At 44.2% G+C, this 13,472-nt stretch carries 12 protein-coding genes and 1 riboswitch; of the genes, 11 read left to right on the forward strand and 1 reads right to left on the reverse strand.

Going from position 1 to position 13,472, the window contains the following annotated elements; translation table 11 throughout:
- Positions 1 to 35 precede the first annotated feature (35 nt).
- The 11 genes from JK635_RS12215 (at position 36) to JK635_RS24265 (ending at position 12,056) form a co-directional block, all read left to right on the forward strand.
- Positions 36 to 1,547, forward strand: coding sequence for a helix-turn-helix domain-containing protein (locus tag JK635_RS12215; RefSeq protein WP_202654204.1), 1,512 nt, complete (start codon positions 36 to 38; stop codon positions 1,545 to 1,547).
- A gap of 188 nt (positions 1,548 to 1,735) precedes the next feature.
- A complete protein-coding gene (hutU, locus tag JK635_RS12220) occupies positions 1,736 to 3,409 on the forward strand; it encodes a urocanate hydratase (RefSeq protein ID WP_202654205.1) in 1,674 nt (557 codons plus the stop codon).
- A gap of 43 nt (positions 3,410 to 3,452) precedes the next feature.
- Positions 3,453 to 4,754 (forward strand): imidazolonepropionase, encoded by a 1,302-nt coding sequence (gene hutI, locus JK635_RS12225; RefSeq protein WP_202654206.1) that lies wholly within the window; start codon positions 3,453 to 3,455, stop codon positions 4,752 to 4,754.
- Positions 4,732 to 5,727: an agmatinase family protein gene (locus tag JK635_RS12230; protein WP_235888036.1), complete on the forward strand. Its 996-nt coding sequence runs from the start codon at positions 4,732 to 4,734 to the stop codon at positions 5,725 to 5,727. Before hutI ends, JK635_RS12230 begins: the two co-directional genes overlap by 23 nt.
- Positions 5,728 to 6,053: 326 nt before the next feature.
- Complete coding sequence (locus JK635_RS12235) at positions 6,054 to 7,169, forward strand: serine/threonine-protein kinase (RefSeq protein WP_202654208.1); 1,116 nt, start codon at positions 6,054 to 6,056, stop codon at positions 7,167 to 7,169.
- Between the two features lie 53 nt (positions 7,170 to 7,222).
- On the forward strand, positions 7,223 to 8,338 hold the full coding sequence (locus tag JK635_RS12240; RefSeq protein ID WP_202654353.1) for a glycosyltransferase family 4 protein: 1,116 nt from the start codon (positions 7,223 to 7,225) through the stop codon (positions 8,336 to 8,338).
- Entirely contained in the window at positions 8,335 to 9,126 is a 792-nt protein-coding gene (locus JK635_RS12245; protein ID WP_202654209.1) for a HipA family kinase, read from the forward strand. Before JK635_RS12240 ends, JK635_RS12245 begins: the two co-directional genes overlap by 4 nt.
- A 302-nt stretch (positions 9,127 to 9,428) precedes the next feature.
- A riboswitch (TPP riboswitch) is annotated at positions 9,429 to 9,538 on the forward strand.
- A gap of 78 nt (positions 9,539 to 9,616) precedes the next feature.
- Positions 9,617 to 10,423, forward strand: a complete 807-nt coding sequence (thiM, locus tag JK635_RS12250) for a hydroxyethylthiazole kinase (protein WP_202654210.1) — start codon at positions 9,617 to 9,619, stop codon at positions 10,421 to 10,423.
- A 22-nt stretch (positions 10,424 to 10,445) separates the two neighbouring features.
- The gene (gene thiD / locus JK635_RS12255) at positions 10,446 to 11,258 is read left to right on the forward strand and encodes a bifunctional hydroxymethylpyrimidine kinase/phosphomethylpyrimidine kinase (protein WP_202654211.1); all 813 of its coding nucleotides are present in this window, start codon (positions 10,446 to 10,448) and stop codon (positions 11,256 to 11,258) included.
- On the forward strand, positions 11,255 to 11,911 hold the full coding sequence (thiE, locus tag JK635_RS12260) for a thiamine phosphate synthase (RefSeq protein ID WP_202654212.1): 657 nt from the start codon (positions 11,255 to 11,257) through the stop codon (positions 11,909 to 11,911). The genes thiD and thiE overlap by 4 nt, the downstream gene beginning before the upstream one ends.
- On the forward strand, positions 11,895 to 12,056 hold the full coding sequence (locus JK635_RS24265; RefSeq protein ID WP_235888037.1) for a hypothetical protein: 162 nt from the start codon (positions 11,895 to 11,897) through the stop codon (positions 12,054 to 12,056). Before thiE ends, JK635_RS24265 begins: the two co-directional genes overlap by 17 nt.
- Here the strand turns inward: JK635_RS24265 and JK635_RS12270 are convergent.
- On the reverse strand, positions 12,053 to 13,318 hold the full coding sequence (locus tag JK635_RS12270) for a dicarboxylate/amino acid:cation symporter (protein ID WP_202654213.1): 1,266 nt from the start codon (positions 13,316 to 13,318) through the stop codon (positions 12,053 to 12,055). The two genes, JK635_RS24265 and JK635_RS12270, sit on opposite strands and share 4 nt — an antisense overlap.
- Between the last annotated feature and the right edge of the window lie 154 nt (positions 13,319 to 13,472).

Below are 13,472 nucleotides of genomic sequence, written 5' to 3' on the forward strand. Positions count from 1 at the left end.
GAAATTTAGATAAGAAAAGGAAGAGGGAAGTTGGGATGGATGGTAAGTGGTTGATTGCGGATCGGGATTTGAATGAGCGGGAGGGGTTGAAGTGGCTGTTGAAGTCGTCTTCGATTTCGGTGGCGAATATTTTTTTGGCGGGGGATTATCAGGAGTTTGTTGTGTTGTTTGAACGGGAATCTCCGGATGTGGTGCTGTTGGAGCTTGATATGGTGAGTAAAGATGAATGGTCTTCCTTCCGTGATTTGATGCAAATTTTCACTCCGGTTTTGTTGTTGACGAGCGCCGAAGCGACCTTTGAAAAAGCGCGTCTGGCCATTGATCTGCAGGCATTGGACCTGATGATAAAACCATTTTCCACTGCGAAGCTGAAATCCGCTTACCAGAAAGCCGCACGGGAGCTGCAGAAAAAAATCAGCTCATCAGGTATAAACAGTGTCATTTCTTATAAAGACGTTTCCTATGAAGCTTTATTTATGGAGCAGTCTGCAGCTGCGGAGGATTACCAAATTGCCGCTTTTCAAACGGAAGGCAGCGAAACTTTGCCCACTTTACAAGTATTTTTATCTGAATTTCCCTTTAAAGACCTCCACGGTGTCTTTCCTTTGAGTGATATGGTTATACTCCTATTTACGGAACATTGTGCAACTGCGAAGGAGCAGTGCCAAAAGGTAATGAGACGTTGGGAGGAAGAATTTTCGGAACCACTTGCCATCGTCCTTTACACGGAACGGTCCGCAACCCTTTCATTGCATCAAAAATATTTGCAAACGAGAAAAATGCTTGAACTGACCTATTATAAGGGCTACCGCCAAGTGATGGAGTCGGACTCGATAAACGGGTGGGTTCATATCGATCCTTTTTTAACCCCGCCGGAACAGCGGGAATGGGTAGACATGCTGACAAACTTTGCCTTGGAAAAGGTGAAAAATTGGCTTTATGATGAATTCCTTTATTTAAAAGAACCTTATCCGGATCCCGGACTGGTCAGAATCAGATTAACAAGTATTCTCGCGCAGGTGAGAAGATTTATGAAGACCTATCACCTCGATGAAGCCCCTGATTATGAGCGGGAGTACCGTTATATTTTCAATTCGATTTTATATGATGCTGTGCTGTATCGTACGGTGCAAAATCTGATTTTATTTATCCAAAAAATCTTCCATGGGGCTGAATCCAGTATTCGCCATTATCAACAAGATCCAGTGGAACGGGGAATCGCTTATATCGAGGCTAATTTTTCCAATAGCCAGCTCAGACTGGAGGATGTGGCCCATTACGTCGACCGTAATCCTTCTTACTTTAGCCATCTTTTGCTGACAAAAACTGGTTCGAGCTTTTCAGATCTGCTGACCGGAATCCGCATGAAGGAAGCCAAACGGCTGTTACTGGAGTCAAGTAAGCCAATTAAAGAAATCTCCTTGCTGACAGGTTATCAAAATGCGAATTATTTTAGCAGAATATTTAAGGAAACTGTCGGGATGTCGCCACGAGAGTTTCGCAATAAAAAAGTGGATAGGATGAGGAAAGAAATTCACTCCGTGTAAACGGAGTTTTATTTTTTTCTAAAAGAATCAAAGTTTTCTAAAGAAATTGCTATTTTATGAAAAGAATCTAGCAAAAATATCCTTCTTAATATAAAAAAAGTATTTATTTTCTGTTTTTTTATCCATATTTTTCAGAAAATTAGAACTCTATAATAAAGGTAAGTTAAATCTGAAAAGGAGTGGAAAAAATGGAGACCAAAACTTCACAACCAAGGACGATTAAAAATTTTAAAGGGACTGAATTACACGCAAAAGGCTGGCTTCAAGAAGCAGCTTTAAGGATGCTTTTGAACAACCTGGACCCGGAGGTTGCTGAAAGACCGGAGGATCTCGTTGTGTACGGCGGAATCGGGAAGGCAGCCCGCAACTGGGCAGCTTTTGATGCAATCGTGAAAACGCTTTTACATTTGGAGGATGATGAGACACTGCTAATTCAATCCGGTAAGCCGGTAGCAGTTTGGAAATCCCATAAAGATGCACCAAGGGTGTTGCTGGCCAATTCCAACTTGGTACCGGCCTGGGCAAATTGGGAGCATTTTCATGAGCTTGACCGAAAAGGGCTGATTATGTATGGCCAAATGACTGCAGGTAGCTGGATCTATATCGGCAGCCAAGGGATTGTACAAGGAACCTATGAGACTTTTGCCGAGCTTGCCCGTCAGGAATACGGCGGTTCATTAAAACATACCATTACAGTAACTGCCGGCCTTGGCGGTATGGGCGGGGCACAGCCGCTTGCAGTCACGATGAACGACGGAGTTTGTATTGCTGTTGAGGTTGATGAATGGAGAATCGACCGCCGAATCGAAACGAGATATCTCGATGTGAAAACGAAGAGTTTGGATGAAGCATTGAAAATGGCACAGGAGGCAAAGACTGCTGGCAAGGCATTATCGATCGGTTTGCTAGGAAACGCAGCAGAAATATTGCCGCAGATGATTGAACAGGGCTTTATTCCGGATGTACTTACGGACCAAACATCGGCCCACGATCCGTTAAATGGCTATATACCGGTTGGATTCAGCCTCGACCAAGCAGCGGAACTGCGCAAGGCTGACCCGGAAAAATATATTAGGCTTGCCAAACAAAGCATGGCCACGCATGTGAAGGCCATGCTTGAAATGCAGCAAAAAGGCGCGGTTACCTTCGATTATGGCAACAACATCCGCCAAGTAGCGAAGGATGAAGGCGTTGAAAATGCCTTTGATTTCCCTGGCTTTGTCCCGGCCTATATTCGACCGCTATTTTGTGAAGGAAAAGGCCCGTTCCGCTGGGCGGCATTATCCGGTGATCCGGAGGATATCCGTAAAATTGACGAAGCTTTATTGCGTGAATTTAAAGACGATGAGCACCTGTGCAAATGGATTAGAATGGCTCAGGAAAAAATTGCTTTTCAAGGACTTCCGGCCCGGATTTGCTGGTTAGGCTATGGGGACCGGGCCCGTTTCGGTAAATTAATCAATGATATGGTGGCTTCTGGAGAAGTATCTGCTCCAATTGTGATCGGCCGCGATCACTTGGATGCCGGCTCCGTGGCTTCCCCAAACAGGGAAACAGAGGCAATGAAAGATGGCAGTGATGCGGTTTCTGACTGGCCGATTTTAAATGCCTTGATCAATGCCGTCGGCGGCGCCAGCTGGGTTTCGGTACACCATGGCGGCGGTGTCGGTATGGGGTATTCGCAGCACGCTGGTATGGTCATTGTGGCGGACGGAACGAAGGATGCGGAAGTGCGCCTTGAGCGCGTGCTTACAACAGACCCTGGAATGGGAGTGGTCCGCCATGCCGATGCCGGTTATGAGCTTGCGATTAAAACAGCCAAGGAAAAAGGAATTCACATGCCAATGTTGAAGCAAGACTAATGGATTTAGGGATTTTTTTAAAATTTGCCAATCTAATGAGAGGATGTTGGAAGTGAGTAAAGCTGTATTTATAAGAAATGCCGCGCAGCTTGTCACCTTAAAGGGAAGCTCCGATATTCCCCGCGTGAGGGCTGAAATGTCTGAACTTGGAATGATAGAAAATGGCAGTATTTGGATTGAAGACAGAACGATCCAGGCCGTTGGTACAGATGTAGAGCTGGCCGCAAAGTATAAGCCGCGTCTTGCTGAAGCTGAAGTCATTGACGCGAGCGGTAAATTAGTGACTCCGGGACTTGTTGATCCGCATACTCATCTTGTTTTTGCCGGCAGCCGCGAAAATGAATTTAATATGCGGCTCCAGGGGGCAACCTACATGGAAATTATGAATGCTGGTGGCGGGATTCATGCCACGACAAGAGCAACAAAGGCTGCTGCTCGCGAGGAACTTTTTCACCAAAGCTATCAGCGCTTGAATCAATTTTTGCGTCATGGGGTCACAACGGTGGAGGCCAAAAGCGGTTATGGTATGGATTGGGAAACGGAGCTTAAGCAGCTGGAGGTGGCGAAACAGCTGAATGAACAGCATGTCATCGATGTCGTACCGACGTTTATGGGGGCGCATGCGATTCCGGAAGACTATAAAAGGCGGCCGGATGAATTTGTCAAGCTGCTCGTCGAGGAGATGATTCCTAAGGTGGCAGAGCTTGGCCTTGCCGAGTTTAATGATGTTTTTTGCGAAAAAGGGGTGTTTACTCCGGAGCAATCGCGCGTCATTTTAGAAGCTGGTAAGCGCCATGGGTTGATCCCAAAAATCCATGCCGATGAAATTGAACCTTATGAAGGGGCAGAACTGGCTGCGGAAGTAGGGGCGATTTCTGCGGACCATCTTCTGAAGGCTTCTGAACAAGGGATGAAGGCGATGGCGGAAAAAGGAGTGGTCGGAGTGCTGCTACCGGGGACGGCTTACTTTTTAATGGCAGAATCGGCCAATGGTCGCAAGATGATCGATTTAGGCGTACCGGTAGCCTTATCAACTGACTGTAACCCGGGCTCTTCTCCAACTGTTTCATTGCCGTTTATCATGAACCTCGGCTGTTTAAAAATGGGGATGACGCCCGCAGAGGTCATCACTGCAGCCACCATCAATGCCGCTCATGCGATCAATCGCGGTCACGAAATTGGCAGCCTGGAGGTCGGCAAAAAGGCTGACGTGACGATTTTTAACGTTGAAAATTATATGAAATTGCAATATCTATATGGGGTAAATCATACCGATACGGTTGTAAAAAATGGCCAAGTGGTTGTCAGAGGGGGGCATTTGGTTGCTGAGTTTTCTTTATCCTAAATTGGTTCCAGCAAGCTTCACTTGGACACGGCCGGAGAACGGTGCCCCGGTTACAAAGGTGCATGAATGGATTGAGCCGCTGTCTAGTGAATCGGCTCCGGAAAAGAGCAAGGCTGCCGACTTTGTGATCGTTGGCGTTCCGCTGTCCCGTTCCTCGATCAGCGCCTCGGGGGCATCAGAATTTCCTGATGCCTTCCGCCGTGCTTGGAAAAGCTTTACTACTTATAATCTTGATGAGGATATCGATTTGGCAGAAAGGACGGCCATTGATGCCGGGGATGTTCCGATGCATGTCACCGACATTCGCCGCTGTCATGAGAATATTGTCACCGCATCCGCCGTACTTTTTGATCATTTCCCTAATTCTAAAATCTGCGCGATTGGCGGCGACCACTCGATTACAGCGATGATGGTAAAAGGCTTGCAGCAGGCGAGAGCTCAGGAAAGGATTGGGATCATCCAGTTTGATACCCATTTTGACCTGCGCGATCTTTCGGATAACGGTCCCTCCAACGGAACACCGATGCGTAATTTAATTGAAAGTGGGGTGGTTAAAGGGTCGGACATGTACAACATCGGATTACACGGTTTTTTTAATACGATGGATTTAAAGCAATACGCTGAAGAACAGGGTGTTCATTATATTACGCTGGGAAAAGCGAGAAAAAAAGGCATTAAGGAAACCGTTGAAGATTGTCTTGGGAATTTGGCCACAAGGGTGGATACCATTTATTTAACGGTCGACATGGATGTCCTCGACATCGCCTACGCCCCAGGGGTTCCAGCCTCAACACCAGGAGGCATGACAACAGCCGAGCTGCTCGAAGGGGTTATGGCTGCGGCAAAGCACTCAAAAGTCGGCGCGATGGACATTGTCTGCCTTGACCCACTAAAAGACACCCTTGTTCAGCCAACCGTCAAACTGGGTACCCACGTGTTTTTAACGTTTGCAACTGGGGTCATGCTGCGATAATGATTGATTTTTTAGGAGCTTTCCATATTTTGGAGAGTTCCTTTTTTATGCTTTAAAAAGGGAAACTGCCGGCATTTTGTTCTTGCTTATTGAGATTTTTTAACAAATTTTACTCATTTTGAATACATCATTGGCAGCAACGATTATTTTTTCAAAGTAAAATCTGGATATCTGCCTTAACAATTTTCCGAGCAATTGAATTAACTATAGTAGGCAACAGCATTGTTGATAAATACGCAGAATCATAGTGTAGCTGTATGACTGCAAATGTTGAAGCAAAGACCATAATCCGTATTCCAACATATCATGCAGAAAGGAGGAAAAAAATGGGTACCATAAATTTGGAGAAAAATATTATCGATCCAAAAATGATGGATAAATTGGTAAAAAAAATAAAAGTTAAAAATGTATTCAATGCCGATGTTGAAGTGACAAATAATTCACCTTTACAGATGATTGGGAAAGGCCGCCAGGGAGCTGTCTTTCAATATACCGATGATATTTGTGTAAAGGTCTTTGGCAACCAGGAGGATTGTGATCGGGAATATTATGCTCTTTCACTCGGCCAACATACGAACCTATTTCCTAAAGTTCATGCAAAAGGAAAACTCTATATTGCCATGGATTTTGTCAAGGGAGTGGACCTAAGAGAATACTTGCAATCCCAACCTTTAACAGAGGAGCTATCAGCAAAACTAATCCAGATGTTAATCGTGTTTAAAGAAATTGGTTATGAGCGAATAGACCACCATAAGCGGCAAATATATTTGCAGGAAGATGGGAGTTTAAAAGTCATTGATGTCGCTAGGACTGTTTGGCGTGACCGGGTATACCCTTACCCAAGGAAACTATTAAATTCTTTGGGAAATGACAATAAGGGTATTTTTCTGTCGCATGTACAAGCATTATCGCCAGAGTTATATGAGGAATGGCTGCATTACATCCACATGGAAGAATTATCTCGCGAAATCTATCAAGTAATCCTAAATGAAGTGCCGGATGAGCAGACGAAGGAAGAAAAAAAGCAAGCATTGAAAGAGGAAAGTAATAAGCTGTTAACGCTCGGTGATGAAAAAAACTATGTTGTTTTATTGGAAGGATTAATGCATAAAGTGTTTAAGGAAGAATGGGTAAAGACCATGCTGGCACGTGGAGAAGATCCTGAAAAAGTGATCGAGGAAATTGACAAGTATTGGGATGAACGAGAATTAGCAAGTATACGTGTGATAGAAAAATCGTCCAAAACGGAAAACAAGAAGCATAAAAAAGCAAAATTTGAAGGGTTCCCTGAAAGAAAGAGCCGTTCAGGAACAAAAACAAAGTCCGATTCGAAATCTAATTCAAAGTCGAAGTCCACAAAAAGTTCTAAGAGCGGACAGAATATAGGGAAAAAGGCTGGCAGCGGCCGCAAACAATATATCGGTGCCAAAAGACCAGCTTAGTAAAGACAGTTGACTGACTGAGGAGGAGTCCAATCATGAGAGGTGATAATGGAATGAAGGTGCTTGTCATCTGGCGCTTACTCACTGTTGGAGGAGTAAATGCCGGCTGGCGAAATCGTTCGATTTATTTTAAAAAACACGGTATTGAAACAGAATTTCTCTACACAACAGACCATGGCGGCCTGCACATTATGCGGGATGTTGCCAAAGTATATTTAACGAAAGATGACGAAGAAATTGTCAAAATTATCAAGAATAATGCCTATGATGCGATCATTGTAGTCGATACGAAAGCTGCTTACAAGTGGATTCGAAGAGCCAAATATAAAGGTCCTGTTTTCATCGAGGCCCGTACACCAGAATTGATCAAGCTATCTCCCCATTTAGCATCATTTAAAGGGATTGAACCACAGCTAATCATTGTCCCTTCGAACTATCAAAAAAGGCTAGTTTCGATCCTGGTTGAGGATATCCCCATCCATGTCATTTATAATGGTGTTGATACCTCTTTTTTCCGTGCCTTGTTACCGGAGGAAATTGATTACGCTAATACGCCGATTCTCCCAAAGGATAAGAAAATTGTCGGTTGGATTGGTCGGGTTGACAAACGTAAAAATTGGCCGATGCTGATCGAGGTGGCGAAAAAGATTAAAAGCGAACGGACGGATATTGAACTTTGGTTAATCGGAGGTGCTCAAAGCGTACAACGGGACGAATTTGCCGTGGTTTGGAAGGAAGAGCAGCTAGACGATATCATCAAATGGTTTCCAGTCATTCCCTATCAACAAATGCCGCATGTTTATGCCAAAATCCGTCAGTCCGGTGGCTGTACTTTAGCGACGACGAAGGCGGAGTCGTTTGGTAATACGTTTATTGAATCGATGATTTGCGGGGTACCGGTGGTTGCCTCTAATATCAGGCCGATTAATGAAATCGTTGATCATGGTAAAACAGGCTTGTTATATCGTGGGCAAAATGTTGACGATGCGGTAAAGCAACTCTACAACATTATCGATCAACCGGAGCTGCATCAACAAATGTCGCGTGCAGCCATCAAGCGGGTCGAAGAGCAGTTTGCTATTCAGGTGGTTGCCGAGCAATATATTAAGCTTTTAAAAAGCAAAGTCCCATTCAAGGAAAACGGTGTTGCAGAGGGGGAAACACGATGACGAAACCTCTTGTTTACAAACGGAAATTGGAGGGGAAATCCAATGCCCACTTAATCACATTTAGTGATGGCAAAGATTATGTGGTGAAGTATTTCCAACCCGGATTTGAAAGATCGTTACCGAATGAATGGGTGGGATATTGTCTTGGAAGATACCTAGGTCTGCCCGTACCCTTTGGAAAAATCATCGAAATGCCGCAACCATTCACCAGTCAAGTACCCGAACTGGCTGAAATGTGCGATGTCCGTTTCCAATTTGCTTCTTTATATATTCCTGACTGTTTGGACGGTCACCAGGCAGCTAATATTTGCCATATCCATAATAATCAGTCATTAGCCGGCATCATTTTATTTGATTATTGGCTGTCCAACCGGGACCGGACACGGAAGAATATACTTCTCCGTGAGGAAATGCCGCATTCCTTTAGGCTTTGGATCATTGATCAGGCTGAAGTTTTTGGCGGTTATGATTGGGTCGAGCAAGATCTTGAAGCTCTGCCGACAGACTTAATCAAAAGTGCGACACATCAATTGATGGCTCTTTTTGTAGAGGAGGAGCAGGAATTTTATCAGCAATTGGAGCTTATTCAAACGATTCCGATTTTATTAATGGAGGAGATCGTCGCTTTAATTCCTGATGAATGGGCAGTTTCAAAGGATGAAAAAAAGGCAATTGTAACTACTTTAGTGAACCGGCGCAATAAAGCACTTCCGGAAATAACTCAAAAGTTTATTAAGAAGGTCTATCGTCCACTCCACGACAGCTTAAAAAACTCCCGAAACCACTAGGGTGTGGAGTTTTTTTGATGACGGTTGGGACAGGCTTTTTTCGCGACAAGTATAGACGGTTAGATAGGCCGCTGTCGTAAACCGGAGCATGGGGAAATTATTCCTCGGGAAAGCGCAGGATAAGACATTTCTCGAGTGCTGCTGTCGGAATCGTGCGAAATGTGTTTGGGTGGTATAGTAAGTATAAATGTAGGAGCTAAAAATTTTTTTAGCTGAACAGGAAAAGGAAGGTTAGCATTTTCAGAAGCATTTTCCTTTACATCCCGATTTACACCGGTTATGATGGATACAATCAAATACTAGTTATCTACTAGGGGTGCCCGGCATGTGGGCTGAGAGAAAACGATTGCGTTTTTAACCCTTTGGACCTGATCTGGGTAATACCAGCGTAGGAAAGTAGCTCTTTTCTGAATTTTTTTACATGGTTAGGTTATGAGCCAGGTCCATTAACGGATCTGGCTATTTTATTTTTCAAAAAGGAGAGATCGTCTTGGACCAACACACGGTATCAGAATTGTTGCGCAAGGTAAGGGAGGTAAATCCGCTTGTTCATAACATTACCAATGTTGTGGTAACCAATTTTACCGCCAATGGGCTGCTTGCGATGGGGGCCTCACCGGTTATGGCGTATGCCCCTGAGGAGGTTGCGGATATGGTGAAGATTGCTAGTTCACTAGTTTTAAATATCGGGACGTTAGACGGGCCGACCGTAGAATCAATGATACTAGCTGGAAAAAGTGCTGAGAAACATCATGTTCCCGTCATTTTCGATCCGGTTGGTGCTGGTGCAACCTGCTTTCGCACGGAGAGTGCCCAAAAAATCATCAACGAAGTGAAGATCTCGGTGATTAGAGGGAATGCTTCCGAAATTGCCAATGTTGTCGGAGAGAAATGGGAAATAAAAGGCGTTGATGCCGGGAGTGTGAAGGGAGACGTGGTGAATCTCGCTCTTGCCGCTGCTAAAAGGTTTAATTGCGTTGTGGTCATTACTGGGAAAGAAGATATCGCGACAGATGGAAGCTCGACATTTGTGATTGCCAATGGGCATCCATTGATGACGAAGGTTACGGGAGCAGGCTGTTTACTGACCTCGGTCATTGGTGCGTTTGCAGCGGTGACAAAAGATTACCTGGCAGCATCCGTTTCAGCGTTAACGTTTTACGGTGTAGCCGCCGAAAAAGCCGCCGAAAAAACAGGCAATCAGGGACCAGGTAGTTTCCAAAGCGAATTTTTAAATCAATTATCGCTCGTTTCATCCAAGGAAATTGCCCAACTAGGCTCTTTTAAAGAGTTATAGGTAACCAAAAAAGGAGAGGATAATGTTGAAAAAAGCATTAACGATTGCCGGCTCTGATTCCGGCGGCGGGGCGGGTATTCAAGCCGATCTAAAGACATTCCAAGAATTGGAGGTTTTCGGGATGTCTGCTCTCACCGCAGTAACAGCACAAAATACTCTTGGGGTCCATGGCATCTATCCCATGACCGTTGAGGCAGTCGTCAGCCAAATTCAAGCCATCGGTGATGATATCGGTGCTGATGCACTGAAAACAGGAATGCTGTTTAACGCCGAAATTATTGTGGCGGTGTCCGAAATGATTAAAAAATATCAATGGGAAAACATCGTCATCGACCCGGTTATGATTGCTAAAGGTGGTGCCTCATTACTGCAAACAGAGGCGACTGTTGCGCTAAAGAAATATTTATTGCCGCTTGCCAAAGTGTTAACACCAAATATTCCAGAAGCCGAGGTGCTGACTGGGATGACGATTCGAACCCGCGAACAGAAACAGAATGCGGCCAAAAGCTTATATGAACTTGGGGTCAGTCATATCATCATCAAAGGCGGTCACGATGAAGTACCAACTGAATCTACTGATTTATTTTACGATGGGAAAGAATTTTATACGTTCACAAGTAAGCGCATCACAACAAAAAATACTCATGGTACCGGATGTACCTTTTCCGCTGCGATCACGGCTGAACTGGCAAAAGGAGCGAATGTTTATGATGCCGTAGTGACTGCGAAAGATTTTATTCAAGCAGCGATTGAAGATCAATTTGAAATTGGTCACGGGCATGGCCCGACAAATCATGGGGCCTATCGAAAAAGAAAGGAAAAAGCGTACCTATGAAAAACTTACAGGAGTTATTGAAAGTTTATTTTATTATGGGCAGTCCGAACTGTAAAAAGGCTCCTGTTGAAGTATTAACGGAAGCCATCGCCGGTGGTATTACTCTTTTTCAATTTCGTGAAAAGGGTGACGGGGCCTTAACAGGGACGGCAAAATTCTATCTCGCCAAAGAACTGCAGCATATTTGCCGGGAGCATCACATTCCTTTTATCGTGAACGATGATATTGAGCTTGCCCTCAAGCTTGATGCAGACGGAGTACATATTGGGCAGGATGATGAACTGGTCCATATTGTAAGGAAAAAAATCGGCCCGGGAAAAATACTGGGAGTTTCCGTGCACACTTTGGCAGAAGCCGTTGCAGCTCAACAAAATGGAGCGGATTACTTCGGAATTGGGCCTATTTTTCCTACGGCAACGAAAAAGGACGCCAAGCCTTCGCAAGGAACAAAATTAATTGAAAAATTACGTAGGGAAGGGTTCATGATTCCGATTGTCGGGATTGGCGGAATTACGAGTGAGAATGCCGCCACGGTGATCAATGCGGGAGCTGACGGTGTTTCAGTTATTAGTGCAATTGCTCAAGCAACTTCACCACTGGAAGCAGTGAAAGCCCTTAAGAGGGAGGTTTTTCAACGTGAAGAAGACTTATAAACTGACATTGACTGCAATGTTCATTGCGATCGGTACAGTTTCAAGCAGCCTGGTTGCCATTCCAATAGGTTTTTCTAAGGGGATTCCAAAATATAAAAAAACAGAGGTGCAATTTTCTTTCGCACCTCTGTTCCGGGATCTTTAAGCACTAATTGACACGTCTTGTTTGTCGGCTGAACCTTCAGCAGCAGGATGGAATTCATTTTCCATTTTTGAAACAACCACTGTTGCCACGCCGTTTCCAATTAAGTTCGTGATTGCCCGGGCCTCGGACATGAAGCGGTCGACACCAAGCAATAAGGCAATCCCTTCAACCGGGATAACCGGGAATGCTGAAAGGGTAGCGGCAAGGGTAACGAAGCCAGAGCCTGTTACCCCGGCTGCACCTTTTGATGTCAGCATTAAAATCCCCATCAAGGTGATCTGATGCCAAATCGTAATATCGACATTGTAAGCTTGAGCGATGAACATTGCCGCCATTGAAAGGTAAATCGATGTACCATCCAAATTAAACGAATAACCTGTTGGTACGACAAGTCCGACAACCGATTTGGAACAGCCGTATTTTTCGAGCCGCTCCATCATTTTTGGTAAAGCGGATTCGGATGAAGAAGTACCGAGAACTAACAGAATTTCTTCCTTGATATAAGCAATAAATTTTAAGATATTAAAGCCGTAAAATTTTGCTACAGCTCCAAGGACAAATACGATAAAAAGGAACATCGTCAAATAGACGCCGCCCATTAATTTTCCAAGCGAGACGAGCGACCCTAAACCGAAGTTTCCAATTGTAAAGGCCATCGCACCGGATGCGGCAATGGGCGAAAATTTCATGATCATATTAACAATCTTGAAAAAGACATCGGCTATTTGTTCAAATAAACGAACAAGTGGTTTTCCTTTTTCCCCGAAGGATGCAAGCGCCATTCCAAACAGAACGGAGAAGAAGAGAATCGGGAGCAGGTCACCATTTGCCATGGCTGCGAAAAAATTATCCGGGATGATCCCAAGAATAAAGTCGATCACGCCATGACTTGATTCTTTAGCAGCAGTAGTGTATTGGGAAATGTCTCCGCCTTTTGCGGCCGAAGTATTGAAGCCAGAGCCCGGTTTAATCACATTGACCACGATTAGCCCGATGGCCAAGGCAAAGGTTGTAATGATTTCAAAATAGATCAAGGCTTTACCGCCAATCCGGCCAACCTTTTTTAAATCGCCCATGCTGCCAATTCCGATGACAACGGTTAAGAATATAATCGGAGCAATGACCATTTTAATAAGCTTAATAAAGATATCGGCTAAGAATTTCAATTGTGCCCCGAACGTTGGAAATAAAAATCCGATGATAATCCCCAGAATAATCCCACAAATGACTTGCACAGTTAGATTTTTAAAATGAATCTTCATACCTTTTCCCCTTTGTTTAATATAAATATTGGTAGTAATCCCTTAGCACCATGGTATAGGAAAATTCAGAAAAGATTATATTTTGGTCATATTGTTCTTATTGTTCTTTTTGTTATAGTACAATAAATACGTTAATGTAACAGTACTGGTACAC

It is taken from the genome of Neobacillus paridis (genome assembly GCF_016765675.1).
In the GTDB taxonomy this organism is placed as follows: Bacteria; Bacillota; Bacilli; order Bacillales; family Cytobacillaceae; genus Neobacillus; species Neobacillus paridis.

Excerpts from the sequence above, each read along its gene's own strand:
- JK635_RS12215 (WP_202654204.1), top strand. The coding sequence starts at position 36 with ATGGATGGTAAGTGGTTGATTGCGGATCGGGATTTGAATGAGCGGGAG.
- hutU (WP_202654205.1), top strand. The coding sequence starts at position 1,736 with ATGGAGACCAAAACTTCACAACCAAGGACGATTAAAAATTTTAAAGGG.
- hutI (WP_202654206.1), top strand. The coding sequence starts at position 3,453 with ATGTTGGAAGTGAGTAAAGCTGTATTTATAAGAAATGCCGCGCAGCTT.
- JK635_RS12235 (WP_202654208.1), top strand. The coding sequence starts at position 6,054 with ATGGGTACCATAAATTTGGAGAAAAATATTATCGATCCAAAAATGATG.
- JK635_RS12240 (WP_202654353.1), top strand. The coding sequence starts at position 7,223 with ATGAAGGTGCTTGTCATCTGGCGCTTACTCACTGTTGGAGGAGTAAAT.
- JK635_RS12245 (WP_202654209.1), top strand. The coding sequence starts at position 8,335 with ATGACGAAACCTCTTGTTTACAAACGGAAATTGGAGGGGAAATCCAAT.
- thiD (WP_202654211.1), top strand. The coding sequence starts at position 10,446 with ATGTTGAAAAAAGCATTAACGATTGCCGGCTCTGATTCCGGCGGCGGG.
- thiE (WP_202654212.1), top strand. The coding sequence starts at position 11,255 with ATGAAAAACTTACAGGAGTTATTGAAAGTTTATTTTATTATGGGCAGT.
- JK635_RS12270 (WP_202654213.1), bottom strand. The coding sequence starts at position 13,318 with ATGAAGATTCATTTTAAAAATCTAACTGTGCAAGTCATTTGTGGGATT.